This window comes from Methanoregula sp. (genome assembly GCF_023227875.1).
In the GTDB taxonomy this organism is placed as follows: domain Archaea; phylum Halobacteriota; class Methanomicrobia; order Methanomicrobiales; family Methanospirillaceae; genus Methanoregula.
In genome coordinates, this window is sequence record NZ_JALOCH010000006.1 from 112,965 (window position 1) to 139,829 (window position 26,865).

Here is a 26,865-nt window from a genome sequence, read left to right on the forward strand (position 1 = left end):
GCCCTCCTTTGGGTCATTTGAGCAGGTCTCTGCTGATGCCAATAAAACATGCCTGTAGTGTCTCGTAAGTATCCGGACGGGTCTCGTATCTCTGGTTCTGCGGTTAACAACAGGACCATGGATCCCCGGGAAGGATTCTTCTGACACCGCAGGGAGGTCATGGAATGATCGATCAAGTATTACTCATCGTAATTGCAATATGCATCATCGCTCTGGCTCTTGCCGCGATTCTGACGCGTAACCTCCTCTCTCAGGATCAGGGTACGCCAAAGATGCGCGAGGTCGCGGATGCGATCCGGGTGGGTGCGGAAGCATTCATCAAACGCCAGTACTCGACTATCGCCCTGCTGACCATTGTGTTTGCCGTGGTGATTTTTGCAGTGTATTATCTCACCAACCAGCAGCCGCTTGCCCTGGCAACGGCGCTTTCCTTCATCGTTGGTGCAACCTGCAGTGCCGTCGCTGGTGTTGTCGCCATGTGGATTGCCGTCAGGACCAACATCCGAACGGCAGCAGCAGCCCAGACCAGCGACGGGAAGGCACTTGACTTCTCGTTCCGCGGCGGGGCCATTTCCGGCCTGATCATCACCTCGATGTCGCTCCTCGGTGTCTCGCTGACGTACATCGCGCTCGGTGCAGACCCGACGCACACCCCGTTCGTTATCATCGGGTTCGGTTTCGGTGCCTCGTTCGTGGCACTCTTTGCCCAGCTCGGTGGCGGTATCTACACCAAGGCCGCCGATGTCGGTGCAGACCTTGTGGGCAAGGTTGAGGCCGGTATTCCCGAGGACGATGTCCGGAACCCGGCCACTATCGCTGACCTCGTCGGTGACAACGTTGGTGATTGTGCCGGCCGTGGCGCTGATCTCTTCGAGTCCACCGCAGCCGAGAACATCGGTGCGATGATCCTCGGTGTTGCGCTCTTCCCGATCTTCGGTGTTTACGGTATCCTCTTCCCGATCGTCATGTGTTCCCTCGGGCTCCTTGCGAGCATGATCGGTATCCTCTCTGTCAAGGGTAAAGACGGTGCCGACCCGATGGACGCCATGAACCGCGGGTATTACATCACCGCGATCATCTCCGCGATCTTCCTGTATTTCGGGGTCCAGTGGCTCCTTGGGGCAACCGCCGGATGGATCTGGTTCTTCTTTGCAGGTCTCGTTGGTATTGCACTCTCGGTTGCCTTCCTCAGGGTCACCCTCTACTACACTGACCACCACTACCGGCCGGTCCAGGAGATCGCTGACGCCTCCGAGACAGGAGCAGCAACCAACATCATTACCGGTTTCTCGGTCGGTCTCGAGACCACCGCGATCCCCGCAGTCCTCATCGGCATCTCCCTCCTGCTCTCCTACTGGCTCGGTTCCATGAGCGGTATCCCGAGTGGCGGCCTCTATGGTACTGCCGTTGCAACCATCGGTATGCTGATGGTCTGTGCCTACGTCCTCACGATGGACACGTTCGGCCCGATCGCCGACAATGCCGGCGGTATTGTCGAGATGAGCCAGGCACCTGACGAAGTCAGGAACCGCATGGACAAGCTCGATGCAGCCGGTAACACCACGAAGGCACTCACCAAGGGATATGCCATTGGCAGTGCATCCCTTGCGGTATTCCTGCTCTTCAACGCCTACATGGCCGACATTGCCAAGCTCACCGGCAAGGCATTCGATGTCGTCAACCTTGCAAGCGTCCCGGTTTTCGTCGGGGCACTTCTCGGCGCGATGCTCGTCTTCCTCTTTGCGAGCCTCGCCATCCGTGCAGTCTCCAAGACCGCACAGTCCGTGATCAGTGCAGTCCGCATCCAGTTCAAGGACCCCGCCATCATGGCAGGCACCAAGAAGCCAGACTATGCAGCGGTCATCGACATCACGACCCAGGGTGCCTTAAAGAACATGGTCCTCCCCGGCATTCTTGTGATCGGGTTCCCGATCGTCATCGGTGTCACCATGAAGTACGAGGCCCTTGCCGGCTTCCTCATGGTCGCGACCATCACCGGCATCCTCCTTGCACTCATCCTCAACAACTCAGGTGGTGCATGGGACAATGCCAAGAAATACATCGAGACCGGTGCCCACGGAGGCAAGAAGAGCGAGGCCCACAAGGCAGCCGTTGTCGGCGACACGCTCGGCGACCCGTTCAAGGACACCGCCGGCCCGTCGCTCCACGTGCTCATCAAGCTCCTCGCGACCCTGACGCTCGTGCTTGCGCCGCTCTTCATCTAAAATACTTTTTTTATTTCACGGCCGGGAGACCGGACAGCCATTTATCGTCCAACATCGGATACTATTCATGGATCCGGAGGAGCATTTTCTCATCATCAGCGCGGGAGACAGTATCCACAAAACCTACCCTGCGGTTCTTGAGGGACTCCGGACCGTCACGCACACGATTGTCTTTGCAGAAAAGGAAGTCTACACCAATTCAGCCCGTGACGATACCCGGAAAAGAATGTGGAAGTGCGCAATCCGCAACGCGGTAGATGAGGTGAATGCCATCTCCATTGCCCGCAATATCTCCTGTGCACTGGTCACGATCAATGCGGCAACGTTCGACGCAATCCGCGACCCGGTCCTCGGGATATTCAGCGATCATCCCGATGCACGGTACTCGTTCGACATCTCCGCCGGGCCAAAACGGCTCTCGCTGGGACTCTTCTCAATGGCGCTCTGGGTGGAGGGGGACTGTTATTATGCATTCGGGAGCTCAAAGGCAAGGAGGGTCCCGCTCCCGACCCTTCCCATAAAATACCTGCCAACGAATCCGCACAACCTCGTGATCCTCACCATCCTCTTCCGGGGACTGGAGCAGGGAAAGAAAACAAGTACCCTGGTACCGGAAACTACGCTGTTTAACGAGACCAGGGCCTGGCAGATCCCGGTCCGCAATGTAGATGAGGAGCCGGCCGGACATGAGCTTCGCCCTGAGGAATTTTCCCGCCTGGTATCAGTACTCGTTGGATGGAACCTTATCCGGGAGGGGACCGATCCGGCCCATGGACAGGATAAGTTCTACAGCATCACCCCGGATGGCGAACTGGCACTCATCGTCTATTCAGCCCGGATAAAAAAGCGGGGTGTCGAAAGTACCCCCGGCCTCACGTAACATTCTGAAGGGAGAGCAGATCGCACGACATCAGGTTATAAAAAACGTGATTACTGCTCTTTGAGGTTCTGCTCATCCTCAGCAATCCATTTCTTCAGTTTCCGGATACCTTCTTCAATATCCCTGATCCGGGCTTCGGTTTCCGTGAGCTGGATCTTTGCCTTTGCGGCCTTCACAGGATCGTTACAGGTGGCGAGAAAGGTGCGGATATGATCCCTGCCTATCTGGAAATTCTCCAGGGCACCCGCAGCTTTGTGCAGCCGCTCATAATTGGCTTCAAGATTCTTCCGGGCACGGAATTTTGTTCCCGTCTGCTGCCTCGGCTTTACCGCTTTTACCGATTCCCATGCCGCATCATGGATTTTGCGGATCGCCTGGATCCTGTCAAAACAGGCTTTCTTGTGCTTTGCAATCATCGCGTGCTTGAATCTCCCGAGCGTGTCACCGGCATTTTTAAGCGCCTGCCCGCGTTCTACCAGTTCGTGGATGCCCGGGACACCGGGCGGGAGTTCTGCCAGATCCGTGAACTTTTGGATCTCATCGAGGTGCTGCTGTGACAGGGTTTCGAGTGTCCCGTACCCGACTTTCTGTTTCTCCTTCACTTCCCCGCAGAGAGTATTGAACTGTTTCCAGAGCAGGTCCCGGTCACTCTTTGCGAGCGGTTTAAGCTCTTTGAATAACGCGGTGATCTGTTTTGCCTTGTTCCAGAAATCCTGGTATTTGGTTACGATCGGGCGGTCTTCCCGGATCGGGTTGGTTAACGACACCAGGGTTTTGATCTCCCGGTCCAGGTGTTCTGCGTTGGCATGGGCGTTTTTAAGCCAGGGATCATCTTCAGATTTCATAAAAAATTCCAATTGTTGTCAGGCTTGTGGATTATGGTGTCTGTATCTGCCCTAGTGGTAATAAAAGGGTATCCGTCCCCTGATCTCCCTTGTAGTACATCCCATGGGATCAGGGGATGGTTTCAGATCGGGAGTGTTGTTACCCGGCCAATACCGGTCAGGTAATTTCTTTCAGGTTAACAGAGACATCGTTTGCAATCCGGGAGTAACGCTTTGGGTTCTCCTCAAACTGCTTCTTGCACCAGTTGCAGCAGAAATAGTATTTCTGGTTCTTGTGCACTGCCGTGAATTTTGCATCCTCTTCATCAACGATTGCCAGACAGACGGGGTCGGTTGCCATAAAAACTCCTTGTACCAGATTCAGCGCCAGTTCCAGATATTCCCTTGCACTTGTAACGGCACCAACCATTATCCCGTTCCATGATACAGGGGTATGTATACATGCCTCCCATTATTCGCGAAGACTGTCCCTGCCCGAATACTGCCTGCAGCCGCCACACGCTCTGCGATGAATGCGAGGCATCCCGTGCTGAATCGGGGGGGCTGCCATTCTGCAGGAGGCCGAAACGATCCCTCTTGGGACGGATCCGGAAGATGCTCGCGGGTGGCAGCAGGTAATTCTCTTTTTTTCTCAACCCGGCTGATTCTGAACAGGAGAGAGGCGGATATCAGCGGTCCTGCGCGTGACCGGTCTTCCTGTATATCCCCATTGGGATATGGATCTCGAACCGGGCGCCCCTCCCGAATTCACCGGTCTCCCGGATCGAGAGACCGGTGATACCGAGCACTTCCTGCACCAGGAAAAGACCAAGGCCGGTATGCTTCCCGATACCTTTCCGGAAGATCCGTTCCTTGTCGTCGGGAGCGATCCCATCCCCGTCGTCATCAACAGTGATGACCAGACATTCCGGTGTTTCGGTTCCGCTCACCGCTATCCGGGTAACTTTTCCGCCATGCATTTCCGCATTTTCAAACAGGTTCAAAAAAACGGTTCTCAACAGGGGATCCGCGTATACTTCCCATGTTTCGAGATGAGGGTCAATGGACACATTGGTAAAGCCGTCATCCATACAGACTGTTGTGACGGCCGCATGCAGGTTCTGCCACCGGGGTTTCTGTACGCCGATGTCCTGATACTGCTGGGTGAACGAGATCTGGCCCCGGATCACGTCACTTGACTGTATCGCTTTGCTGATGAGCCGGCGCTGGTCCGGGTTCGCAATTTCCAGTTCGAGAAGCCCGAGAGACCCCTGGAGCACGGTCAGCTGGTTGAGGATGTCGTGTCGTGTGATATTCGAGAGCAGATTGAGTTTCTTATTCGATTCGTCCAGGGCCTGTTCCACGCGCTTGCGGTCGGTGATATCCCTGCCCACCGACTGGTATTCGATGATCTTCCCGGTACGGTCGAAGATCGCACGGTCGCTCCAGTGCTGCCACCGCACTTCTCCGGAGGGCATGATGATCCGGTGGTCGATCGCGGCCACGGGATTTGCCGGGGACAACTGCGAGAGCTGTTCTTCCATCAGGGGGATATCCTCCGGCGGCAGCACTACCGTGTGCGGTTTTCCGATGCAGTCCCGGTCCAGGTTGAAATACCGGCAGTATGCATCGTTCACGAACGTGAGTTTTCCTTCCGGGGAGAAACGACAGATGAACTCGGTCTGGTCCTCCACTACACTACGGTACCGCTCTTCGCTCCGGATCAGGTCCAGCTGACTTTTCGAGAGCTCGTCGTAGTTCTGGCGGAGCTCTTCCTCCGTGGCGGTCAACTGCTCATAGGCAGAATGCAGTTCGGTCTGGCTGTTTCCCAGTTCTTCGTAGTTCTGGCGGAGCTCTTCTTCCGTTGCCGTCAGTTGTTCGTACGCCACATTCAGTTCTTCGTACGCGAGTTTCAGCTTCTCTTCTGCATTCTTCTGCCGGGTCGTATCCCTGCCCACCGACTGGTATTCGATGATCTTCCCGGTACGGTCGAAGATCGCACGGTCGCTCCAGTGCTGCCACTGCACTTCTCCGGAGGGCATGATGATCCGGTGGTCGATCGCGGCCACGGGATTTGCCGGGGACAACTGCGAGAGCTGTTCTTCCATCAGGGGGATATCCTCCGGTGGCAGCACTACCGTGTGCGGTTTTCCGATGCAGTCTTCCCGGTCCAGGTTGAAATACCGGCAGTATGCATCGTTCACGAACGTGAGTTTTCCTTCCGGGGAGAAACGACAGATGAACTCGGTCTGGTCCTCCACTACACTACGGTACCGCTCTTCGCTCCGGATCAGGTCCAGCTGACTTTTCGAGAGCTCGTCGTAGTTCTGGCGGAGCTCTTCCTCCGTGGCGGTCAACTGTTCGTACGCCACATTCAGCTCATCATGCGCCTGGACCAGTTTCTCCTCGGTTTCCTTGCGCAGGGTGATGTCCCGGACCGACTCAATGGCACCGACAACTTTTCCGGCGGCATCATAGATCGGGGAGGCCGTATGCCAGAAATACGCGCCGTTACCATTACGGAGCGGGGGGCGGTACATCTCGGCGATGAGTTTGTCACCGTTCCTTTTCAGGTTCGGGAATTCTTTTTCAGGTTCTTCATCCGCACGGATAATGTAGTCCGCAAGGCCGGGGCGCCTCTCTTCATATAACGGGAGTGAGTGGGAGAAGTCGCCGGTACCGATCACTGCATCAGGAGGGACGCCGGTCAATTCTTCCATCATCCGGTTCCAGACAATGATCCTGCCCTTCAGGTCAATGGCAAAGGTCGCATCCGGGAGGAAATCGATCAGGTCCGAGAGCTGCTTTTTAGAGTCCTTCAATTCTCCCTGGACTCGCCGCCGTTCAATGGCGGTCCGGATCTTATAATCCAGTTCTGCAAACTGGGATTTTGGCTCGCCGCCTTTCTGGAGGTAGAAATCAGCGCCACTGTTTAAGGCTTCAATGACGATCTCTTCCCGTCCCCGCCCGGTGAAGAGGATAAACGGGAGGTCCTTGAAGTGCTGGCGTATATGCCGGAGAAACTGTATCCCATCAATCTCAGACATCTGGTAATCGGATATGATGGCATCATAGGTCTGCTGCCGGATTTTTTCGATTGCTTCCCCTGCCGATGCAGCAGTATCCACAGAAAAGTGCCCGGTCTTACCCAGATAGATCCTGCCGATATCGAGAAGGGCAGGATCATCATCAACATATAACACGGAATACATATGGTTCCAGAAATTTGGCATAAGGTTCGATGTTAATAAATAAATGTCAACCGATCTGAGTTTCACCTGCACCAGATCCGACGGTCCCGACTATGGCACACGGCATGCCTCGGGGAGATACCGATGAGTCGTAAACAGGAGCCTGGGGGGATGCTTATTTTCAAGCAAGGTACAGTGAAAATATTTGAGTGGAGTCTGCCGAAAAAAATTCAGGCAGGGGCTGAGGAGGTGCCTGAATTTTTTCAGGCAAGGTCCGGTTTATAATTTTTGAGCAGGATCTGGCTAAAATTATTCACGCAGGGTCCAAGCTGTTGCCTGCTCCATGAGTCCCCGCTCTGCTTCTGCTGCGAGAACTATAGTGCTATCCTTCTTTCGCGGGATCCCGATGATGGCTGTTATCTTCATGATCGTATCCGTCTCCGATTCCCGGGTATTCCGGTTCACTGCCATGTGACCACAAGCGGCTTCCTGCGAGGGATCCCGTAGATCTTGTATTGCGGATTGCCGAACATCATCGCATACGCAGACTTCCGTCCTGCGGGAATACCTATCTCCCTCTGGAGCGGTTCATACAGGGTGGCTGCCATCGCAACAAATCCTGCCCAGCAGGTGCCGATCCCAAAGGCCGGAGCAGCGACATCGAAGTGCGTCATGGCGATGATGGCGTCGGTCTGCGCAACCGGGTTGCCCTCCGGGATGGTCGCAATGAGGATATGCGGGGCACCGCGGCAGATGACATCGTTTCCGCGTTCCCAGGACCCGATCAGCACCGGGATATACCCGCTCATCGGGTGATTCGAGCCAATGAGGGTCTTCATCCACTCGATGGTCAGCCCGGCAATCTTCTTCACCTTCTTCGGATCGTGGACCACGACCCATTCCACCGGCTGCCCGTTGCCACCTGTTGCAGCGTACCGGGCAATATCGAGAACTTCGAGAATCTTCTCTTTTGGGACCAGATCCTTTGTGTAACGCCGCACGGAGCGCCGTTTTCTCAGGAAATACACCATTTCCTCCGGTGTGATAGTTCCCGCACTGGTAGGCAGGGCCATCCTCTCATCCGGGCGTTCGTTCAGGAGGAGCGCCTGTGACGGGCAATAGACCTCGCAATGCCCGCACCGGATGCATATGTTGGCTTTTGCCTCCGGCACGTTTGGCAGGGTGTTCTCATCGGCAGGGTCAATGAGCCCCATTGTACAGACATTCGAACAGATCCCGCACCGGGTGCAGAGGTCCTGGTCAACAAGTATCGTAGTCATGGTTATCATCCTCATTTCTTTTTCTTCGTCATCCTCTCATCGGCCTTTGCTGGTTTCTGTACAGGGAGCGGGTACCGGTCCAGGTGCGTGAGGAGTAGTGCCATGGTCTCTCCCAGATTCTTTGCGCGGCCCATGCCCTCCTCGTCCATCCCGACATCGCCGATATCCCGCCCCATCCCGATAACGGGGAGGCCGGCTACGATCATCTCGTTTGCCAGGAAGAAGTGGAGCATGGTGTCCGCGGTCCGGCTGGCCCCGGCACGCCGTACGGCGACTGTTGCGTTCCCGATCTTGTTCTTAAAGAGGAGCCCATTGGCAAACGAGACAAACCCGGCACGGTCGATGAGCGCTTTCATCTCGGAGGTGACATCAAGGAAGTAGACCGGGGACCCAAAGATGATCCCATCCGCGTTGCTCATCTTCTCAATACAGGTGTTCACGAGGTCATCATCGATAATACATTTTTTATCACGGTTCCCGAAGCACTTCATGCAGGCCGTGCAGCCATAGATCTTCTTTCCACCTAACTGGATCGTCTCGGTCTTTATCCCAACCTTTTCCAGTTCTTTGAGAACGGTCCGGATCAGGACGGCCGTGTTGCCATCTTTTCTCGGGCTCCCGTTGATGGCGAGGACGTTTGTCATGATTTCACTCCTGTTTCAGCTTCTTTCCGGCACTCCATGCATCACCGGCATACTTGCCGAGAGTCCAGTAGCGGTTGTCGGGCATGGTCAGGAAGAGCGGGTCGATCTCGGGGAAATCCGGTTTTCCATCCTTGATCACTCTGCCATCAGCATAGGCCCCGACAATCTCGCCGATATAGAGGCCGTGTGTCGGGAGGGACACGGTCTGGACAAGCCGGCATTCAAGGGTGACCGGGCATTCCGTAATCATTGGTGCTGTCTTCAGCGAACCGTAAAAGACGTTAAAGACCTTCGATTTGTCGGTCTTCTCACCAGAGACGAGCCCGCAGTAATCGGTCTTTTCGAGGAGATCCGATGAGGGGATGTTCACCGAGAACGTCTTAGCCGTTGTCATCCCTTTCGGGGTATAATGGTTGTTCGCAATTCCACAGGCAATCATAGGTGGGTTTCCATTCACCCGGGCACACCAGCCCACGGCCATGAAGTTATCCTTTCCGTTTACCTGCGTCCCGACAAGGACAACGGGCATAGGGATGAAAAAGTTGTTTCCAATCTGTTGTTTTTCCATTTTTACTTCAAGCTCCTTTCGCTCAGGTGCCGGAACAGAAAACCATAAGCAGGAGGAATACATACGATTCTTCTGCAAGAGTAATCTGAACCATTAGATTAAAATCCGCCTTAACTGAATATATAGGGACTACAGTTAATTTGGTAACATACTTTCATCGAGGTAACCATAATGTACACGAGGAACGGGAAGAGCTACCACTGCCCGGTCGAGGCGGCGCTGGATGTCATTGGCGGGAAGTGGAAGCCGCTCATCCTCTGGGCGCTGGGGAACAATGTGCTCCGGTTCAACGAGCTGCAGAAGGGGCTGCCGGGAGTGAACACCAAGATGCTGACCAAGCAGCTACGCGAGCTGGAGGAGGACGGGATAATTACAAGAAAGGTATATGCTGAGGTGCCACCCCGGGTCGAATATACCATCACCGATTTCGGAAAGACCCTCATCCCCATCCTGCAGGCTCTCTGCGACTGGGGGGCGGAGTATCTCGGGGTAAACGGGACGGAAGCCTCCCGGTGCCATACGAAGAAGGCCACAAAGAAGAAATAACCAAATCCCATCAAGCTGTTCTTTTTGTATCATCCAGTCCGTGCAGCAACACGAATCACATTCACTCCCTGCACGCCGCATCCCTTATCCCCAATTCCCGCGTACCATTTTTCATGGACCCGGTTATTTCCCAAATCCGGCAGGAACTGGCGGCGCAGGCAGATCCCGATATACAAAAGACCTCAAAGCGGTTTTTTAAGGAAGATATCGTGTGTTACGGCATGAAGACGGCGACCGTGATCGCGATTGCCAAAAAGTACTGGAAAGAGATCAAAGGCCGCCCAAAACCAAAGATCTTCACCCTCTGCGAGGAGCTGTACCAGTCGGGATACATGGAGGAATCATTTATCGTTTCCGAATGGGCCCATGCCCTCTCAGGGAAGTACGAGAGGGAGGACCTCGCGATCTTTCAGCGCTGGATCGATACCTACATCACCAACTGGGCGTCCTGCGACGGGTTCTGCAACCACACGATGGGGGATTTCATCGAACAATATCCGGAATATATCGATGAACTGAAGCGCTGGACGCAGTCGAAGAACCGCTGGATGCGCCGGGCCGCAGCAGTATCACTCATTGTACCGGCAAAACACGGGAAGTTCCTGGAAGAATCCATGGAGATTGCCAGCCTGCTTTTGACGGATAAGGACGACATGGTGCAGAAAGGTTATGGCTGGCTCTTAAAGGAGGCGAGCCGGAAGCACACGGACGAGGTCTTCACCTATGTCATGAAGAACAAGAGGCAGATGCCCCGGACAGCGCTGCGGTATGCAATCGAGAAGATGCCAAAGGATCTCAAGGCAGAAGCAATGAAGAAGGACTGGTAGAAAAATAATAGTTATGGTTAACCGGTGAGGAGGTATTGTCAGGGAGATACATCCACACGAAGACCGCGATCACGGCCCCGAAATGATCTGGGCAAAAGTTCCCAGTAATTTAGCAAGGTACTTTTTCAGATCACTCATCCAAACCGCCCGATATCCGTTGGATCCTTCGGATGTGTGGTTATCAGCTTCTGGGTTTATACAGGTATTGTGAATCCTGACCTTGCACGACAAGTAGGATAACTGCGAGAAAAACCGCAATTATCACCATATTTAACTGAACGGGCTGCCTACGTTGAGCTATGGAAATCACCGCATGGAGAGGGCTGGCCATTCTCGTGCTACTCGTGCTTGGAGTGGTCCTCGCAGGGTGTACCGGCAACTCCGGAACATCTGGTGGGCAGGCCCTGCCCGCCGCTAGTCACTCGCCGTCCACCTCACCCGCTGCACCAGTAACTGGTTTACCGTTATTAGAGAGCGATGCCAGTATTATCGATGCCAACAACAAGTTCTCATCAGACCTGTACCGCCAGCTGGCAGCGAATCCCGCATCATCAGGATCCAATATCTTCTTCTCGCCATTCTCCATTTCATCCGCCCTCGCGATCACGTACGAAGGGGCACGCGGAAAAACAGCTGACGAGATCCGGTCGGTCTTTTACTTTCCTGTAAATGAAACCGTACGGAGACAGGGTTTTTCACGAATAAATGGCTATCTCAACCAGCACGATAGCGGGTATACGCTAAGCACGGCAAATGCCCTCTGGGCCGAGAAAAGCTACGCGTTCCTTCCGGAGTATATCAGTACTGCCGGGACATATTACTCGGCCAATACAACGAACCTTGACTTCATCAGCCAGCCCGAGGTTTCCCGTATCACCATCAACCACTGGGTAGAAGAGAGAACCGCCAACAAGATCCGCGACCTTTTGCCCGCTGATTCCATCGATCCGCTGACCCGGCTCGTGATCACAAACGCGGTCTATTTCAAGGGAACATGGATGAAACAATTCGATGCGAACAAAACACAGGACGCAGAGTTTGAGGTCTCAACAGGTAAAACCGTCACGGTCAGAATGATGCAGCGGACAGATGAAGGGGCCCTGTATTCCTATGCCTCAACCAAAGATCTCCAGATGCTTGAAATGCCCTACACCCATTCCAACGGCAAGGGGCTTTCTATGGTCATCCTTCTGCCTGCGATGAACAACATGTCAGTTGCGGAACAGTACCTAGATCCTGAGAAACTCTCCACACTGGAACAGTCGGCATCATCGCAGCGCGTGATGGTGTACTTCCCGAAGTTCAAACTGGAGACCGAATACCGGTTGCCAAAAGTACTCTCTGCAATGGGGATGCCTACCGCCTTTTCCGATACTGCTGATTTCTCCGGGATGGATGGCAGGAAGGATCTCGTTATCAGTGAGGTTATCCACAAGGCATACGTGGATGTGAACGAAGAGGGCACGGAAGCCGCCGCAGCAACCGCCGTGGTAATGAAGCGGGCAATGGCGCCCCAGAACCAACAGGAAATTCCTGTATTCAGAGCAGACCATCCGTTCATCTTCCTGATCCGGGATAATGATTCCGGAGCGATTCTCTTTGCCGGTCGTGTTGTCAACCCGGCAGGATCATAGAAGGAGAAAAGGGCATATTAGCCCTCTCTTTTTTATTCGGAGACGCCGGCAGGTTCGCAGCAGGTTTCAGGGAATCTCTGAAGAGCGCAATCGCACCAGGCTGATGAGGTCTTCCAGGCTCCGGCACCGGTTGATCTCTTCAGAAGAGGCGAGCATCAGCAGGTCCTTCCCGGTCTGGACAAGTATTGCGGGGAATGAGATGAGGCCGGCCCCGATCTCCGACACAAATTCATTCCGGTTCAGGAACCGGGCCGGTATGCCGAGTTCCCTGACAAACCGTTTCCAGTCTTTCTTCATACCTATTGGACTGTTCGTTATCGCCGTAAGGTTGCAAAATTGTTTTGCGTGAGACGTGCCGGATTTTAAGGAGTAGTCCTTCATCCCTGGCAATACGCCGCTGTCGGCATTATATACGAAAAGGAGGGTCTTCCCGTATGACATGGTTAGTGCAGTTCTCTCTCCCGGCATATATTTTGAGAGGATGGCAGGAGTTCAGGTAATCGGGAAGTATTGTCGAAAAGGAGGTTTTTCAGCTACACCCGGTCCAGCCGCAGTGTTTGCAGATCCCCTTGTTGCATCCTTCCCCAAAGTCCAGCGGTTCCCCGCACTCGGGACAGGGATTTTTCGTTCCCACCTCGCGGATATCCCAGTCCTTTAATGTAGTAATGCTCTGGTTCTTTGCCGAGAGTTCGATACAGCGCCCGACAACATCCGCACAGGAATGCCCTTCTGACGAAGGGTTCTTGATGGCCACAACACAGTTGACCTTTGCGAACTGTTTCACGAATTTCGTGAAGGGGACGCCGTTCTGGAGGCCGGTACTGATTGCCCGGCCAAGGGCGCTGCTGTTCGCTTCGCAGCCTCCGCTCCCGACCGTCCTGATGAAGACCTCCATCGGTTTACCATCAAGGAGATTGACGGTTACATACAGGCGGCAGCAGCCAGACTGGCACAGGTACGTCCGCCCCGAGAGCTCCCGGGGCCGGTCGATCGAGAGTGCCGGGATCTTCTCCGGCACGTTCCTGCCGGCAGCGACTGCGGAGGTGGGGGCTGTCGCGGAATCTTTCTCCTTCAGGGCAAGGACTACATCTTCGCGGCTGCCGGTCCGGTAGATTGTAATTCCCTTTAGTTTCAGGGACCAGGCCATGAGAAGCGCTTCCGCACAGTCCTCTTTTGTTGCGGATGATGGCATGTTGATGGTCTTGCTGATGGAGGCGTGGACATGCTTCTGGAACGCGGCCTGCATCAGGATATGGTCCTTCCAGCTGATGTCAAGCGCAGTCCTGCAGAGCACCCGGAAATCTTCGGGAAGCCAGAGAAGGTCCTGGACCGTCCCGGTTTCATGGACATGGGTGATCACTTCTTCGGTCTTTGTTTCAAGCTCGTTCCCTGCAAGACCCCTCTTTGAAAGAGTGGTTACAAGCCGGTCGCGGAAGACCGGGTTCACGATGACAAACGTCTTGCCCACGGTGTTCTTCCGGGTGTAGGCAAACGAGAAAATCGGCTCGATCCCGCTCGAACATCCTGCGAGGAGGGAGATCGTGCCGGTGGGGGCGATGGTTGTCATCGCTGCGTTCCTGACCGGGAACTCCTTCCAGATGCTGCCCTCCCATGCCGGGAACGGGCCGAGCTTTTCTGCACGCTGCCGTGATTCTTCAATGGCAGTATCGGTGACGAACTGCATGACCCGCTCGCACCAGGCACGGCCCTCCGGAGCGTCGTACGCAAGCCCGGCCATGAGCAGGGCGTCGTGGACGCCCATCAGCCCGAGGCCGATCTTCCGGGTCCTCTTTGTCGCTTCCCTGATCTGCGGGATCGGGAAGACATTCTTATCGATGACAAGGTCGAGGAAACGCGTGGCCAGGCGGGCTGTCTCCTGTAATTTCTTCTCGTCAAGCACACCCTGATGCATGCAGGCCGCGAGGTTGATGCTCCCGAGCACGCAGCTCTCAAAGGGGAAGAGGGGCTGTTCGCCGCAGGGATTGGTGGTGTCGATCTCGCCAAGTTGCGGTGTCGGGTTTTTACGGTTGATCTCATCAAAGAAGAGGATGCCCGGCTCCCCGTTCTTCCAGATCCCTTCGACAATTGCGGCCCATATCCTACCTACCGTCACCTGATCTCCGGTATGGGGATGGGTAAGCCAGACCGTTTCGAACTGTTTTTTGGAGACGAGGTCCATGAACCGGTCATTGACCATCACGGATATGTTGAAATTGGCAAACTCGCCTTCTTTTGTCTTTGCGGTGATGAACGGGAGGATGTCAGGATGCCAGACATTGAGGATCCCCATGTTTGCCCCGCGCCTGCGGCCCCCCTGCTTGATGACCTCGGTTGCGGCATTGAAAACCCGCATGAACGAGACCGGCCCTGACGCCACACCCTCGGTTGACTGGACCGGTGAGCCCTCAGGCCGGAGAGGGGAGAAATTATACCCGGTCCCTCCTCCGGTCTTATGGATGATCGCCCCTTGCTTCATCGCATCGAATATCCCGTCAATGGAATCGGAGACCGGCAGCGTGAAGCAGGCAGAGAGCTGGCCGAGTTCGGTGCCGGCGTTCATCAGCGTTGGGGAGTTTGGGAGGAAACGCAACGAGTGCATGGCCTCAAAGAAGCGGGCTTCTTCCTCGCTGTCTTCAGCAAGGGCCACTGCGACACGGTGGCAGATATCCGTATAACTGGTCTCGCCTTTCCGGAGGTACCGTGCCGAAAGAATACTGTCAACAACTGGTTGTGTGCTCATGGAAATCCCTGAATTATCCTTTCCTGTTTTGAGTTTTTTGACCCGGGACCTTCTTCCACAGATAGTGAATATCATGGACGATCCCAAGCCGATAATCAACATCCTCTTTTAACATTGCGGAATTAAAAGCAGTTTCCAAAGAGGCACCTGTCGCAAGGTTTAAGGAAACCGCACTTATTTTTTGATCGCTGCAATTCCGAGCTGGTTCAGGAACCGTTCGTGAAGCCGGGTATCATTGCCCAGCTCAGGATGGAACGAGAGGGCCATGTGGTCTCCCTGTTCCAGGGCAACAATACCCTGAGAGGCCCGGGCAAGTACATGAACCGCATTTCCGGCGGTTGTTGCTACCGGGGCCCGGATAAAGACCGCATGGAATGGCCCGCCGTTCAACCCGTCCATCTGGATATCGGCTTCGAAGGATTCCCGCTGGCGCCCGAATGCGTTCCGGTCCACGGCCATATCGATGAGACCAAGCGGGTGGATCCGGGGATCATCAACACGGGTTGCCATCAGCACCATGCCGGCACAGGTTGCAAAGATTCCCCCCCGGAAGCTGCGGAGCGGTTCAAAGAGCCCGTTCTTGTCGATCAGGCGGGAGATGGTCGTCGACTCCCCGCCAGGGAGGGCAAGGGCGTTGCAGTCCGCGAGATCGGCAGGGTTCCTCACCTCGAAGACCTCGGACGAGGGGCCGTGTCCCATTCGTTCGAGTGCCAGAAGGAACGCGTCGATATGCTCGCTCACGTTTCCCTGAACCGCAAGTACGCCGATCTTAGCGTCCACGGGTCTGGAGCACCTCGTCATCACGGAGCGTGTGGACATCAAGTCCCGGCATTGCGTCGCCAAGGCCGTTGCTGACCTTTGCGATCACATTAGCATCATCGAAGTGGTTGACCGCCTCGACAATTGCTTTTGCCATTCGTTCTGGACTTGAGGACTTGAAGATCCCTGACCCGACAAAGACACCGTCAGCTCCGAGCTGCATCATGAGGGCTGCATCCGAGGGGGTGGCAATGCCTCCGGCCGAGAAGTTCACGACCGGGAGCCTGCCGCGTTCTGCACACTCAAAAACAAGTTCCGCCGGGGCTTCGATCTCGCGGGCATAGTCCGTCATTTCCTGCTTGTCGAGCCCACGGAGCATCCGGATCTCACCCATGATGTTGCGCATATGGCGGACCGCTTCAACAACGTTACCGGTACCGGCCTCTCCCTTGGTCCGGATCATTGCTGCACCTTCATTGATCCTGCGGAGTGCCTCTCCGAGGTCGCGTGCACCGCAGACGAAGGGTACCTTGAACTGTTTCTTATCGATATGGTATTGCTCATCTGCGGGGGTCAGGACCTCGCTCTCATCAATCATATCAACGCCAAGGACTTCGAGCACCTGGGCCTCGACAAAATGCCCGATACGGACCTTTCCCATCACCGGGATGGAAACTGCTTCGATGATCTCGATGACCTTCTCGGGATCCGCCATGCGTGCAACCCCGCCCATTTTCCTGATATCGGACGGCACACGCTCAAGCGACATGACTGCGACTGCCCCGGCGTCCTCGGCAATCTTTGCCTGTTCGGCATTGACAACATCCATGATCACGCCCCCTTTCTGCATGGATGCAAAGCCGCGCTTGAGGAGCTCGGTGCCGAATCTCAGTTCTTCCAGCTTCATATGCCAATATTATTGATCAAGGCTCCCAATAAAAGCAGAGTACAACAAGCAATTATTGCATACATCAGCGTGACTGCCCGGGTCGCTTTAAGGATTTCCACTCCCCCTTCATCAAGAGTCCGGAAACCGTCGCCGATTGAATACACACCAGGCTTCTCGAACCGGGTCCCGGTGCCACCTGCCATTGCGGCTATCACGATGCCGCCGTTGAACCCGGGTCGCAGGTGACCGTCGCGGCGCATGATCTGCCAGGAACGGGAGAAGGTGCCCCTGGCGGCAAACCAGATAAGCAGCAACAGGACGGTAATCCGGGCCGGGATAAAGTTGACCAGATCATCCATGCGTGCGGCACACCAGCCAAGCCGCTCGCGCTCGTCCCGGTAACCGAGCATCGCGTCCATGGTATTGATAGCCCGGCAGGCTGCTGCACCGGGAAGGTTGAGGAGGGAGAACCAGAAGAGCGGTGCGATGATGCTGTCGTTGAGGTTCTCGGTCATGGACTCGTACCCTGCCGAGAGGATATGACCCCTGTCAAGGTCTGCCGTATCCCGCGACACCAGCAGCCGGACTTTTTCCCTGCCGGTCTCAACACCCTCGTCCAGTGCCGATATGACAGCCTGTGTATGTTCCTCGAGCGATCGCCAGGCAAAACAACACTTCAGCAGGAACGGAGCGAGGAGGAGGTAGAGATACCACGGGGCACAGGTAGAGACAAGGAAGAACGGAAGACAGAAAAGGAAGACGGTAAGTGCCCAGAGCAGGACACCGGCCGCACGCTGGAGTCGCGGGGGATAGTATCCGGGTCTGCCCCACATTCCAATGAACGTGCCAAGGAGGGCGACGGGGTGATATCGTGAATGAGGATCTCCAACCAGCCTGTCGACAACAAGCGCAGCGCAGAGCGTGATGGCCGCAAGAGTTACTGCTGGCGGTACCATGTGTAGAGGGCCCCGATGATGAGGATAATGAACGAGGCGATATTCAGGAACTCGATGGTGGTATAGAGCCAGCCGCAGTAAAGGACGAGGGCAATACCCATCATGATCATCAGGAAATGGGGGCGTCCGTGTGCCACCGGCTGGAGGGGATATTCCACGAGAATGGCTGGCCTTGTGGCCTGCGGGAGGACGATATGGACCTGCAACTGGGCCTTCATCACCCCATACCCTGAGATGACCTCAAGATTGAATGACCCTTCCCGGCAGTCTTTCCGGATCGGGATGGTGAGTTCGAACTCATCCACCACATATTGGTTCTCATGGAAAAATCCGGTATACATATCAGCGTTTGAAGAAGAGATGGTAATATGGATCGGTGCGCCCCGGTTCAGGAAACGGAGGCGCAGGCTGGTACCCGGTTCCGCAGTGATCTTTTCCCGCGGGATGTCAATGGAGTTGATCCCGCTGCGGTTGAGATGGATCTCATAGCCGGCATTTTTCCCGTCCCCACCGGCCGATAAAAGAACCGGGACGGGAAGAGGGAATATCATGCTGGCACCTTTGGTTCACTGTCCTGCGGGGGGCAGGAGGTTGGGGATACCCTCGTGAATGGGATAGTCCGCACTGCAGGCAGCACAGCGGAGGTTGCCTTCAAGGATCTCCTTCTCGTCTTCAGTATCTACTCGGAGGGTGAGATCCCCCTTGCAGACCGGGCAGCAGAGGATATCCATGAGCGAGCGTTTCATCTCAATTCATTCCTAATGTCGATGATCTGGGTGATCTCAGGGCCGGTGGATATAAGGGCCACGGGGCAGCCGATGTCTTCCTCTGCCTGTTTGATAAAGTCCTTTGCTTTTTTAGTCAGCTTTGCATAGTCCGTGATCCCGAAACAGTCCTTGTCTATTCGGTCGATCCCGGTGATGGCGGCCTGGGTGCAGCCGTTGATCATTGCCGAATACCGGGCCATGTCCCCGTCCCAACCGCCGATACGACGCTTGCGGTGGGTAACGGTCCCGAATTCCTGAATCCCCATTGCATCGGATGTGTCTGCGGTCATCTCTGTACTGAACGGGCCTTCCCCGACTCTGGTCGGGTAGGCCTTGAAGACTACGATCACATCGTCGACCTTTGTCGGTCCGACACCGTTATCTGCAGCGATCTGCGAAGCTGAGGTGTCCTTGCTTGTGACAAACGGATACGTCCCGTAATACAGGGAGATCCCAAAGCCCTGGGTTCCTTCAAGGAGGACGGTCTCATTCATTTTTAGTGCATCGTCGATCGCTTTCGGGACATCGAGAAGATATTCCTTCAGTTCGGGAACATCCTTTGCCTGCGGGGAGAGCCGCATAACCCGGTCGGAGTTGGCCGGACCGCACCCTGAGCCGGTGCTCCCGATCTTCTGGGAAAGGTGTGCACTCCCCTTGTCGCGGGCAATATGGTCTTCTGTGATGATGCCACAGCGCTTGTCCACAAAGACGCGTCCCCTGACACCGAGCGTCTCGACTTCATGTTCCAAGACACGCGGATCGACAAGAACGCCACTCCCAATACAGAGCTTCGCATCCTTGTATACAAAACCGGACGGAACCATCCGAACGCCGTATTCCTTGGTTCCAACCTGGACAGTGTGCCCGGCATTCGGGCCAACACCGCCGCGGGAGATGATTACGGGTTTGTCCTTGTGGGCAATGTGAGCAACAACCTTGCCCTTCCCTTCATCCCCAAAAAATCCACCAACGATGATTGTACAACTCATTGTCTTTCATGTAGTATTGCACGAGTTTACCAATAAACTATTCCTTGCAGGGGGAACAAAAGAGTGCTTTTTTTAAAAAGGGGGCAGATAATGCCTTCAGTTACAGGGATTAGAGGATCTGGAGGAACTGGTCCATCCGTTCAAGTGCCCCGGCCAGCTCCTTTCTCGAGACGGCATAGGCACACCGCACATGACCTTCCCCACCGGCACCAAAGACGCTGCCCGGGACGACCGCTACCCGCTGTTCCTTAAGGAGGCGTTCAGCAAATTCCACATCGGAAAGACCGGTCTTTTCTATGGATGGGAAGGCATAGAACGCACCTTCCGGCACATGACAGGGGAGGCCGATGCGGTTGAGACCGGCCACGAACAGGTTGCGGCGCTGGCGATATTCATTGACCATGCTGTTCTTGTCTTCTTCTGCTGAACGGAGCGCCTCAAGGGCACCTACCTGCCCCATTACCGGTGCACAGAGCATGATGTACTGGTGAATCTTGAGGGCCGCATCACAGAGATCCTCCGGGGCGCAGAGATACCCGATCCGCCACCCGGTCATCGCATAGGCCTTGGAGAACCCGTTCAGGGTGATCGTCCGCTGCCAGAGATCACTGACTGTTGCCGCGGAACAGTGGCGTCCCTCATAGGTGAGCTCGGCATACACCTCATCGCTGATAAGGACGAGATCGTTATCAATGACGATATCGGCAATTCCCCGGAGGTCACTCTCGCTCATGACACCGCCCGTTGGATTGTTCGGGAAACTGATGACCAGCGCCTTGGTCTTTTTTGTCACCAGTTCTGCCAGCGAGTCCGGATTGATCCTGAAGTGGTCCTTCTCTGTACACCGGAGCGGGACCGGTATTCCCCCGGCAAGGGTGACACAGGGGCCGTACGAGACATAGCTGGGCTGGGCAACAAGGATCTCGTCACCCGGATCGGTAATCGCCCTAATGGCAATGTCAAGAGCTTCCGATACACCGGTGGTGATGAGCATCTCCGTATTGCTGTCATAATTCAGGTTATAATGCTGGGCAAGATACCGCGAAAGGGTATCCCGCAGGGTCTGCAGGCCCCGGTTTGAAGTGTAGGATGTAACGCCCTGCTCGATCGAGTAGATACCGGACTCGCAAATGTTCCAGGGTGTATTAAAATCCGGTTCCCCGACACCAAGGGAAATCACGTCCTCCATAGTCAGCACGAGATCGAAAAATTTCCTGATACCCGATGGAGGAATCTCCTGCGCACGTTGAGAGACAAAGTTCCGCATTATCGCACCTCACGGGCTGATGGGGAGACGTTCCGGTTCGGGTTGTTCAAAGAACGTGTTGCCGTTTTCCTTGTACGACTTCATGATGATGTGTGTCGCCGTCTCGCGGATCCGGTCCATGGGGGCCACGTGTTCCGAGACAAACCGGGAGACGTCCTGCATATTCTTTCCCGTAACAATGAGCTGGAGATCGTAGGTACCGGTGATGAGACGGAGGCTTTTTACCTGCCGGAACCGGGAGAGTCGTTCTGCGATACGGTCATAGCCGAAATCGCGTTCGGGGCTGACCTTCAGTTCGATGATTGCGGAGACCTCGCCGTTACCGGTCTTCTCCCAGTTAACAACCGTGGAGTATCGCTTGATTACCTGAGTGGCTTCAAGTGCTCCGATACGGCGTTCAACCTCTGCTTTGGCGAGGCTGGTCATCGTTGCGATTTCTTCTGTCGACAGCCGGCTGTTCTCCTCCAGGATGCGGAGGAGATCGAGATCCTTATCATCCATGTTATTTCACCTGAACCAGGTCTTCAACCACTTTGCTTCCATCTGGGAGACATCGAGATCCTTGAGTCCGTTCAGACGTGTGTCCTTGAGCACAACCTCGCGGATCTTCCCCGTGTTCGCATCGAACCACATCTCCTTTGTCCTGCCATACCTGCCGCGGCTCACAACGCGTGTGTTGATCACGCCGAGCATGTTCAGCTCGGAGATCAGGTCAGTGATTCTCCGATGGGTCAGGATATCGAGCTCAATGGTCGGGGCAATGTCCTGGTATATGCGTGAGACTTCCCCGCTCGTAAAGATATTCTGTCCCAGCTGCTCAAGGATCAGCATCGAGAAGAGGATCAGCTTGCTCTGCGTTGGCAGCGTGGCAATACATTCGATCATGCTGTCCGTTTCGATCTTGGCCTGGGCCTGCTTGACATGCTCTTCTGTCACCAGGGAAGATTCGTCACGATCCGCAAGCTCCCCGGATATCCTGAAGAGATCCAGTGCACGGCGGGCATCCCCGTGTTCCTGTGCTGCAAGGGCAGAACAGAGCGGTATGACGCCTTCCGCGAGGGCGCCGGGGACAAAGGCTCCCTCGGCTCGTTGAGCAAGGATATCCACCAGCTGGGGCGCGTTATACGGGGGAAAAACAATCTCTTCCTCTGACAAAGAGGACAGGACCCGGGGGTCCAGGAAATCCTTGAAGCTCAGGTCATTGGAAATACCAATGATACTGACCTTTGAATTTTTCAGGTCGGAATTGATCCGCGTGAGGTTGTAGAGTGTGTCATCACCACTCTTCTTTACCAGCTTATCGATCTCATCCAGCACGATAACGAGGACGCCCCCGCCAGCCTCCAGCTGGTTTTTCAGCTCCGCGTACACCTGGTCTGTCGGCCACCCGGTCATCGGGATGTGGGTCCGGGTCTTGTCACTGGACAGTTCATCGACAACATCAAGGCACTTGGCAATCTGGGCAAGGACCCGGTACTGGGTGTCGATCACTTCGCAGTTCAGGTGGACAATCCGGCAGATCGTTCCCATCTTGCTGCTGGCTTTTTCAAGTTCAAATCCTACGTATCGGACGCACGCGGTCTTGCCGGTCCCGGTCTTACCGTAGATGAGGATATTTGAGGGAGTTTCATTCCGGAGAGAGGGGGCAAGAATTGAGGCAACTTCATCGATCTGGGGTTTCCGGTGGGGGAGGATCTGGGGACGGTACGAGTGCCGTAATACTTCCCGGTCCTTAAATATCCGGTTATTGGTGAGGTATTTCTTGAATAGTCCCGTTGAGGGGTCTTCTGGTTCAGGCATGGTGACACAGTGGAGCTGAGAGTTAGCGAGACTAGACTAAAAAACGATCGGTTTACCTGACCCCATATAAACCCCTTTATTTCGTGTGGAAACTCGATGATTTGCACATTTTATTTGAAATGGCTGGAGATTTGATGCTTTTGTTATTTCGGTTTTTTCCTTTGTCAGACATATCAACTCACACTGTTTACCTCATTATATCTCTTGATATTGCCTAACAACACGAGAAAAGGTTTAATAATAACATGGGGGGCACCCCTTTGTTTCGTGTGGAACAGAAATAAACATCATATGGTTCTTTTGTTTATTTCAATAAAACAGCCATTTTAATATATAACATTAATAATATATAAAGTAATTGAAATCGTTTTTTTTAAATTATTTTTTAATTGATTGTACATTTTACGATAGAAGAAAGAAAAAACCAGAGAATAATCTGGAGGAGTATGAAAAGAAAACTCCAAGCGAAACTAAGGGGTGCCCGGTCCACGGATCAAAATCAAACTATCAAAATCCGGAAATCTCTGCTCTGTAGAAATCATTTCGAAATGCCAACGCTTCCGGGCTTACGTTGCACTCATTGGGGGGGTCGGACGGTGTACAAACAGGGGGAGTAAGGAATGTTATTTCAAAAAAGGTTTTCAACAGAGCAGAATTCTCTTAATCCATTACAAACAACATCACACCATTATGAGTCATGCCCATGTCCGGTCCCTTGATATAACTGCAGCAATTATCACCGTTTCAAGTACAAGAACAGAGGAAAATGACACGAGTGGAAAAGCAATTGAAGGGATTCTCAGGGATAACAATATCCCGGTAACCTATTATTCAATTGTCCCGGATCGGATCGACAATCTCAGGGAAGCCTGGTTTTTGGCAATGAAAAAAGCAAACTGCATTATTTTCAACGGTGGCACCGGCCTCACGCATGATGACTGCACGATTGAGGCGATATCCCCCCTTCTGGAGAAACGGATCGAGGGATTTGGTGAATTCTTCCGGATGAAAAGCATCGAGCAGATTGGCATGGCAGCCATGCTGTCCCGTGCTGTTGCCGGCACTTGCAATGGAAGAGCAGTGTTTTGCATCCCGGGCTCAACACCGGCAGTTACGCTTGCAACAACAGAACTGATCGTTCCGGAGATTGCCCACATCCTTTCTCATGCAAACATATGAAATTGTAACTTTTTTAAATTAAAAAGAGCAAGAAGTCAAGGCCCCCCTCAATAGTCCATCCAGACTATTTATCGCAGGACATCAAGCAGGGCAACTCGTTCAAGGACAAGATCTCCAATCCGGTCTTCATTATCAAATGAACCACATTCTTCCGGGGTAATATCAAAGATCTTTACCAACAGTTCTCGTTTTGTCTGATCAATCGTGTCCCCGGCACACACCTCCTGAAAATGCAGGACCGGTGTCAGGGCCTCCCATATGCCATCGACTGGTGGATAACAACATACCCAGAGGCAGTTTTCTCCCTCATGAAGACCGAACGATGCGGCAATACTGCACTGCCGCGATCCGGCAGCATATAACAATGCCTCCATCTCAAGGGTTTTGGATATGGCCGTTCCGGCCTCAAATGAGCGGATGGCGTGTATCATCGCCATCTCAGCATGTCTTCTCCCAGCAAGCATGTCAGCATTGAAACAGACAATGTGGGTATTGAACCGTTGTCCGGCATCCTTGAGCATGCGGAGAAAGCCGGGTTTATCATCAATATGGCACCCTGCTGCCCGGATCTCGCATGTGACTGAACCAGCAACCATCAGATCACCCGAACCGGGAGAGTGTTGACTGTCCCGGCATATCATCTTCACCGGCCGGTTGCCCGGATGTTTTTTTACCTCCCCTCTCCAGCTGGGCAAACACCTGTTCGGCGATGCCATGGCCGATGAGTGTTGTCACCGTCTCAATCCCGGCGGCTAAAACCGCTTCAGGAGACGTGATCGTATTGTTGAAGAGACGGCGTGCACGGACCCTGCCGATACCACGCAGTTTTACGAGCGGGAGGAGCTCGCGCCGTATGCCGTTCTTCATGCAGATCTCATACTCGCGGATCTGTGTATGGAAATTCCCTGCAAACATCCGCGAGAGCTCCCCGCTTGCATGCAGCAGCCAGTTCACGCTCTCCACCATCCCGTATACATCGCCGGGTCCCACCGAGTACCGCTCGCAGATCTTCGCATCCGGTAGTTCGTCGGCCCAGTTGTTCAGGAGCATTGCGGTCTTGAGCGCACGGTAATAATCCTCCTGGTCCTCCTCCTCGCAGGGCACGGTAAGCCACAGTTCATCTTCATGTGCCTCAATCATGCGGTCAAGCGCACACCGGTCCGTGTTGCGGACATAGAGCTTGGGCATATCCGGTGTGCTGCAGATGAGGTGGAGGAGCCCGAGATCCGCGTACTCAGACCGTGTACGGAGCGTGGTGACAATCATTGCTGCACTCCGGGGATCGATGTACAGCCGTGAGACCAAGGTGCCGAACTCCGTTGATGCGAGATGGTCGCCGACCTCCAGCACCAACTCGGCCCCGGTGAGAAATTTGAGGGCCGCATCCACCGCCCTCTTCATAAGGCGTCCCTGGCGGTGCTCGTGGACATAGTAGCTCCTGTCCATGAAAGAGGCCAGTTCGCCCCGTGTTCCTGCGAACCCGGATGCAATCAGGGACAGCACGTGCGTATAGAGGGCATTTGGTTCGGCAATTTTCGAATGGATCTCTTCCGGCGGGGCCTCGATATACCAGTCGAACAGTTCCTCGACCTGCCCCTCATCTTTGGCGATGAGCACGGCCTCTCCATAGGGGTCCAGGCGCGGCCTCCCCGCCCTTCCTGCCATCTGGTGGTATTCGCTCGCCGGGATCGGCTGCATTCCCTCGCCCGCGGTGAACCTGTGGTAATCACGGATGATTACCCGCCGTGCAGGAAGGTTCAGCCCGGCAGCGAGCGTCGGGGTGGAAGAGATGCTTTTTATCAGGCCCTTCCGGAACCCCTCCTCGATAATTGCCCGCTCCGGGCGGCTGAGGCCGGCATGGTGGAAGGCAGCACCCTGGGAAACGCACGCGGCAAGCGTCTTTCCCATCTCGGTCTCCGCGGTTTTTTCGAGCTGCGAGGCGTAGGTTTTGAGTTCCGGCTCCTCGCTTTTGATGGCACCGGCAGCCCGTTTGGCAAATGCCTCCGCATTGCGGCGGGATGAGACAAAGACGAGGCACTGGCCCCCCTCAGCGATGGTGTCGAGGCACAGGTTGAGGTCATCGTAATTCTTTGACACGGCCTTGACGGCCCGCTCCCCATCCCTGAAATGGATCCTGTCTTTACAGAATACACCCTGGCGGAGATCGACCGGACGCCAGGTACTGGTGACCAGCTCCGCATCCAGCCACCCGGCCAGGACCTGCGGGTTGCCGATGGTTGCAGAGAGCCCGATCACCTGCATGGCAGGGTTCCGGTACCGCAGCTTTGCAATTACCATCTCGACGACAGGCCCCCTGTTTGGGGAATCGATCAGGTGCACTTCATCGACAACAAGGAGGGATATTTCAGAGATCCACCGGGCATTGTTACGCAGGAGCGAGTCTACCTTCTCGCTGGTAGCAACAATGATGTCATTCCTGCCGAGCTGATCATCGCGGCGGTCGAAATCACCGGTTGCGATGCCGACGCGGACACCCTTGTTGCTGAACTCATCGTATTTCTCGCTTGCCAGTGCCTTCAAGGGAACAATATACAGGCACTTGCCCTTTCGAGCGATGTGGTGGTGCATCGCCATCTCGGCAACCAGGGTCTTGCCGCTTGCAGTTGGTATGGCAACGAGCAGGTTCCTGCCATCGAACATGCCTTTTTCAACGCATTGCGCCTGGGGAGGGTAGAGTTCTAGGACACCAGCTGCCATGTAGTGCTGCTTCAGGTTTTCCGGAACCGGAAGCCCGTTTATCTGCATATTACACCCAAGTTCTGAACCCCTTTAATTCCACTGAAATCCGCTGGTATTTCAGTCCTTTTTGTCAAATCTAATCTAATTATCGAATTATTCTCCACAGGAAATGCAGCATAAGGCATATATGGGGGTTCCTG

At 54.6% G+C, this 26,865-nt stretch carries 27 protein-coding genes; 7 read left to right on the forward strand and 20 right to left on the reverse strand.

The window, feature by feature from the left end; all coding sequences use genetic code 11:
• The first annotated feature begins 164 nt into the window (after positions 1-164).
• Both M0R30_RS08070 and M0R30_RS08075 read left to right on the forward strand, forming a co-directional pair.
• Positions 165-2,225 carry a sodium-translocating pyrophosphatase gene (locus M0R30_RS08070; RefSeq protein WP_292545673.1) on the forward strand — a complete coding sequence of 687 codons (2,061 nt, stop codon included), beginning with the start codon at positions 165-167 and terminating at the stop codon, positions 2,223-2,225.
• Between the two features lie 67 nt (positions 2,226-2,292).
• A complete protein-coding gene (locus tag M0R30_RS08075) occupies positions 2,293-3,105 on the forward strand; it encodes a hypothetical protein (protein ID WP_292545675.1) in 813 nt (270 codons plus the stop codon).
• Between the two features lie 50 nt (positions 3,106-3,155).
• On the opposite strand, the gene M0R30_RS08080 is transcribed toward M0R30_RS08075, so the two are convergent.
• Positions 3,156-3,950: a hypothetical protein gene (locus M0R30_RS08080; protein ID WP_292545677.1), complete on the reverse strand. Its 795-nt coding sequence runs from the start codon at positions 3,948-3,950 to the stop codon at positions 3,156-3,158.
• Between the two features lie 157 nt (positions 3,951-4,107).
• Complete coding sequence (locus M0R30_RS08085; protein ID WP_292545679.1) at positions 4,108-4,290, reverse strand: YHS domain-containing protein; 183 nt, start codon at positions 4,288-4,290, stop codon at positions 4,108-4,110.
• A 101-nt stretch (positions 4,291-4,391) separates the two neighbouring features.
• Here M0R30_RS08085 and M0R30_RS08090 point away from each other — a divergent pair, with 101 nt between their 5' ends.
• Positions 4,392-4,568 carry a hypothetical protein gene (locus tag M0R30_RS08090; protein ID WP_292545681.1) on the forward strand — a complete coding sequence of 59 codons (177 nt, stop codon included), beginning with the start codon at positions 4,392-4,394 and terminating at the stop codon, positions 4,566-4,568.
• 50 nt (positions 4,569-4,618) lie between these two features.
• On the opposite strand, the gene M0R30_RS08095 is transcribed toward M0R30_RS08090, so the two are convergent.
• From M0R30_RS08095 to M0R30_RS08115, 5 genes are all read right to left on the reverse strand, one after another.
• On the reverse strand, positions 4,619-7,141 hold the full coding sequence (locus tag M0R30_RS08095) for a PAS domain S-box protein (RefSeq protein ID WP_292545683.1): 2,523 nt from the start codon (positions 7,139-7,141) through the stop codon (positions 4,619-4,621).
• Between the two features lie 288 nt (positions 7,142-7,429).
• Entirely contained in the window at positions 7,430-7,591 is a 162-nt protein-coding gene (locus M0R30_RS08100) for a hypothetical protein (RefSeq protein WP_292545685.1), read from the reverse strand.
• Positions 7,582-8,400, reverse strand: coding sequence for a nitroreductase family protein (locus tag M0R30_RS08105; protein ID WP_292545688.1), 819 nt, complete (start codon positions 8,398-8,400; stop codon positions 7,582-7,584). Before M0R30_RS08105 ends, M0R30_RS08100 begins: the two co-directional genes overlap by 10 nt.
• 11 nt (positions 8,401-8,411) lie before the next feature.
• The gene (locus tag M0R30_RS08110) at positions 8,412-9,044 is read right to left on the reverse strand and encodes a flavodoxin family protein (RefSeq protein ID WP_292545690.1); all 633 of its coding nucleotides are present in this window, start codon (positions 9,042-9,044) and stop codon (positions 8,412-8,414) included.
• Between the two features lie 4 nt (positions 9,045-9,048).
• Positions 9,049-9,612 (reverse strand): flavin reductase family protein, encoded by a 564-nt coding sequence (locus M0R30_RS08115; RefSeq protein ID WP_292545692.1) that lies wholly within the window; start codon positions 9,610-9,612, stop codon positions 9,049-9,051.
• Positions 9,613-9,783: 171 nt separating this feature from the next.
• Between M0R30_RS08115 and M0R30_RS08120 the strand changes: the two genes are divergently transcribed.
• The 3 genes from M0R30_RS08120 (at position 9,784) to M0R30_RS08130 (ending at position 12,619) form a co-directional block, all read left to right on the forward strand.
• Positions 9,784-10,158 (forward strand): helix-turn-helix domain-containing protein, encoded by a 375-nt coding sequence (locus M0R30_RS08120; RefSeq protein WP_292545694.1) that lies wholly within the window; start codon positions 9,784-9,786, stop codon positions 10,156-10,158.
• A gap of 113 nt (positions 10,159-10,271) precedes the next feature.
• The gene (locus tag M0R30_RS08125; RefSeq protein WP_292545696.1) at positions 10,272-10,985 is read left to right on the forward strand and encodes a DNA alkylation repair protein; all 714 of its coding nucleotides are present in this window, start codon (positions 10,272-10,274) and stop codon (positions 10,983-10,985) included.
• Positions 10,986-11,284: 299 nt separating this feature from the next.
• Positions 11,285-12,619, forward strand: coding sequence for a serpin family protein (locus M0R30_RS08130; RefSeq protein ID WP_292545698.1), 1,335 nt, complete (start codon positions 11,285-11,287; stop codon positions 12,617-12,619).
• A 66-nt stretch (positions 12,620-12,685) separates the two neighbouring features.
• On the opposite strand, the gene M0R30_RS08135 is transcribed toward M0R30_RS08130, so the two are convergent.
• From M0R30_RS08135 to M0R30_RS08185, 11 genes are all read right to left on the reverse strand, one after another.
• On the reverse strand, positions 12,686-13,060 hold the full coding sequence (locus M0R30_RS08135) for a hypothetical protein (RefSeq protein WP_292545700.1): 375 nt from the start codon (positions 13,058-13,060) through the stop codon (positions 12,686-12,688).
• A gap of 88 nt (positions 13,061-13,148) precedes the next feature.
• Entirely contained in the window at positions 13,149-15,359 is a 2,211-nt protein-coding gene (locus tag M0R30_RS08140) for an adenosylcobalamin-dependent ribonucleoside-diphosphate reductase (RefSeq protein WP_292545702.1), read from the reverse strand.
• A gap of 174 nt (positions 15,360-15,533) precedes the next feature.
• Positions 15,534-16,139: a pyridoxal 5'-phosphate synthase glutaminase subunit PdxT gene (gene pdxT / locus M0R30_RS08145; RefSeq protein WP_292545704.1), complete on the reverse strand. Its 606-nt coding sequence runs from the start codon at positions 16,137-16,139 to the stop codon at positions 15,534-15,536.
• Positions 16,129-17,025, reverse strand: coding sequence for a pyridoxal 5'-phosphate synthase lyase subunit PdxS (gene pdxS, locus M0R30_RS08150; protein ID WP_292545706.1), 897 nt, complete (start codon positions 17,023-17,025; stop codon positions 16,129-16,131). The genes pdxT and pdxS overlap by 11 nt, the downstream gene beginning before the upstream one ends.
• Positions 17,022-17,963 (reverse strand): adenosylcobinamide-phosphate synthase CbiB, encoded by a 942-nt coding sequence (cbiB, locus tag M0R30_RS08155; protein ID WP_292545708.1) that lies wholly within the window; start codon positions 17,961-17,963, stop codon positions 17,022-17,024. The genes pdxS and cbiB overlap by 4 nt, the downstream gene beginning before the upstream one ends.
• The gene (locus M0R30_RS08160) at positions 17,945-18,514 is read right to left on the reverse strand and encodes a hypothetical protein (protein ID WP_292545710.1); all 570 of its coding nucleotides are present in this window, start codon (positions 18,512-18,514) and stop codon (positions 17,945-17,947) included. Before M0R30_RS08160 ends, cbiB begins: the two co-directional genes overlap by 19 nt.
• 15 nt (positions 18,515-18,529) lie before the next feature.
• Positions 18,530-18,709, reverse strand: a complete 180-nt coding sequence (locus M0R30_RS08165) for a methytransferase partner Trm112 (RefSeq protein ID WP_292545712.1) — start codon at positions 18,707-18,709, stop codon at positions 18,530-18,532.
• Complete coding sequence (locus tag M0R30_RS08170) at positions 18,706-19,719, reverse strand: adenylosuccinate synthetase (protein ID WP_292545714.1); 1,014 nt, start codon at positions 19,717-19,719, stop codon at positions 18,706-18,708. The genes M0R30_RS08165 and M0R30_RS08170 overlap by 4 nt, the downstream gene beginning before the upstream one ends.
• A gap of 109 nt (positions 19,720-19,828) precedes the next feature.
• Positions 19,829-20,986, reverse strand: coding sequence for an aminotransferase class I/II-fold pyridoxal phosphate-dependent enzyme (locus tag M0R30_RS08175; protein ID WP_292545716.1), 1,158 nt, complete (start codon positions 20,984-20,986; stop codon positions 19,829-19,831).
• A gap of 9 nt (positions 20,987-20,995) precedes the next feature.
• A complete protein-coding gene (locus M0R30_RS08180; protein WP_292545718.1) occupies positions 20,996-21,487 on the reverse strand; it encodes an Lrp/AsnC family transcriptional regulator in 492 nt (163 codons plus the stop codon).
• Positions 21,488-21,493: 6 nt separating this feature from the next.
• Positions 21,494-22,786 carry an ORC1-type DNA replication protein gene (locus tag M0R30_RS08185; protein WP_292545720.1) on the reverse strand — a complete coding sequence of 431 codons (1,293 nt, stop codon included), beginning with the start codon at positions 22,784-22,786 and terminating at the stop codon, positions 21,494-21,496.
• Positions 22,787-23,476: 690 nt separating this feature from the next.
• On the opposite strand from M0R30_RS08185, the gene M0R30_RS08190 reads away from it, so the two are divergent.
• Positions 23,477-23,965 (forward strand): MogA/MoaB family molybdenum cofactor biosynthesis protein, encoded by a 489-nt coding sequence (locus M0R30_RS08190; RefSeq protein WP_292545722.1) that lies wholly within the window; start codon positions 23,477-23,479, stop codon positions 23,963-23,965.
• Between the two features lie 68 nt (positions 23,966-24,033).
• On the opposite strand, the gene cgi121 is transcribed toward M0R30_RS08190, so the two are convergent.
• Both cgi121 and M0R30_RS08200 read right to left on the reverse strand, forming a co-directional pair.
• Positions 24,034-24,561 (reverse strand): KEOPS complex subunit Cgi121, encoded by a 528-nt coding sequence (gene cgi121, locus M0R30_RS08195; RefSeq protein ID WP_292545724.1) that lies wholly within the window; start codon positions 24,559-24,561, stop codon positions 24,034-24,036.
• 4 nt (positions 24,562-24,565) lie between these two features.
• A complete protein-coding gene (locus M0R30_RS08200) occupies positions 24,566-26,731 on the reverse strand; it encodes an ATP-dependent DNA helicase (protein WP_292545727.1) in 2,166 nt (721 codons plus the stop codon).
• Between the last annotated feature and the right edge of the window lie 134 nt (positions 26,732-26,865).

Bases quoted from the DNA above. Each gene is read 5' to 3' on its own strand.
- M0R30_RS08130 (WP_292545698.1), top strand. From the start codon at position 11,285: ATGGAAATCACCGCATGGAGAGGGCTGGCCATTCTCGTGCTACTCGTG.
- M0R30_RS08110 (WP_292545690.1), bottom strand. From the start codon at position 9,044: ATGACAAACGTCCTCGCCATCAACGGGAGCCCGAGAAAAGATGGCAAC.
- M0R30_RS08100 (WP_292545685.1), bottom strand. From the start codon at position 7,591: ATGGCAGTGAACCGGAATACCCGGGAATCGGAGACGGATACGATCATG.
- M0R30_RS08075 (WP_292545675.1), top strand. From the start codon at position 2,293: ATGGATCCGGAGGAGCATTTTCTCATCATCAGCGCGGGAGACAGTATC.
- M0R30_RS08085 (WP_292545679.1), bottom strand. From the start codon at position 4,290: ATGGCAACCGACCCCGTCTGTCTGGCAATCGTTGATGAAGAGGATGCA.
- M0R30_RS08070 (WP_292545673.1), top strand. From the start codon at position 165: ATGATCGATCAAGTATTACTCATCGTAATTGCAATATGCATCATCGCT.
- M0R30_RS08200 (WP_292545727.1), bottom strand. From the start codon at position 26,731: ATGCAGATAAACGGGCTTCCGGTTCCGGAAAACCTGAAGCAGCACTAC.
- M0R30_RS08140 (WP_292545702.1), bottom strand. From the start codon at position 15,359: ATGAGCACACAACCAGTTGTTGACAGTATTCTTTCGGCACGGTACCTC.
- M0R30_RS08175 (WP_292545716.1), bottom strand. From the start codon at position 20,986: ATGCGGAACTTTGTCTCTCAACGTGCGCAGGAGATTCCTCCATCGGGT.
- M0R30_RS08115 (WP_292545692.1), bottom strand. From the start codon at position 9,612: ATGGAAAAACAACAGATTGGAAACAACTTTTTCATCCCTATGCCCGTT.
- cgi121 (WP_292545724.1), bottom strand. From the start codon at position 24,561: ATGGTTGCTGGTTCAGTCACATGCGAGATCCGGGCAGCAGGGTGCCAT.
- M0R30_RS08160 (WP_292545710.1), bottom strand. From the start codon at position 18,514: ATGATATTCCCTCTTCCCGTCCCGGTTCTTTTATCGGCCGGTGGGGAC.
- M0R30_RS08125 (WP_292545696.1), top strand. From the start codon at position 10,272: ATGGACCCGGTTATTTCCCAAATCCGGCAGGAACTGGCGGCGCAGGCA.
- M0R30_RS08170 (WP_292545714.1), bottom strand. From the start codon at position 19,719: ATGAGTTGTACAATCATCGTTGGTGGATTTTTTGGGGATGAAGGGAAG.
- M0R30_RS08190 (WP_292545722.1), top strand. From the start codon at position 23,477: ATGAGTCATGCCCATGTCCGGTCCCTTGATATAACTGCAGCAATTATC.
- M0R30_RS08135 (WP_292545700.1), bottom strand. From the start codon at position 13,060: ATGTCATACGGGAAGACCCTCCTTTTCGTATATAATGCCGACAGCGGC.
- M0R30_RS08185 (WP_292545720.1), bottom strand. From the start codon at position 22,786: ATGCCTGAACCAGAAGACCCCTCAACGGGACTATTCAAGAAATACCTC.
- M0R30_RS08080 (WP_292545677.1), bottom strand. From the start codon at position 3,950: ATGAAATCTGAAGATGATCCCTGGCTTAAAAACGCCCATGCCAACGCA.
- cbiB (WP_292545708.1), bottom strand. From the start codon at position 17,963: ATGGTACCGCCAGCAGTAACTCTTGCGGCCATCACGCTCTGCGCTGCG.
- M0R30_RS08120 (WP_292545694.1), top strand. From the start codon at position 9,784: ATGTACACGAGGAACGGGAAGAGCTACCACTGCCCGGTCGAGGCGGCG.
- M0R30_RS08090 (WP_292545681.1), top strand. From the start codon at position 4,392: ATGCCTCCCATTATTCGCGAAGACTGTCCCTGCCCGAATACTGCCTGC.
- M0R30_RS08105 (WP_292545688.1), bottom strand. From the start codon at position 8,400: ATGACTACGATACTTGTTGACCAGGACCTCTGCACCCGGTGCGGGATC.
- M0R30_RS08180 (WP_292545718.1), bottom strand. From the start codon at position 21,487: ATGGATGATAAGGATCTCGATCTCCTCCGCATCCTGGAGGAGAACAGC.
- pdxS (WP_292545706.1), bottom strand. From the start codon at position 17,025: ATGAAGCTGGAAGAACTGAGATTCGGCACCGAGCTCCTCAAGCGCGGC.
- M0R30_RS08095 (WP_292545683.1), bottom strand. From the start codon at position 7,141: ATGTATTCCGTGTTATATGTTGATGATGATCCTGCCCTTCTCGATATC.
- M0R30_RS08165 (WP_292545712.1), bottom strand. From the start codon at position 18,709: ATGAAACGCTCGCTCATGGATATCCTCTGCTGCCCGGTCTGCAAGGGG.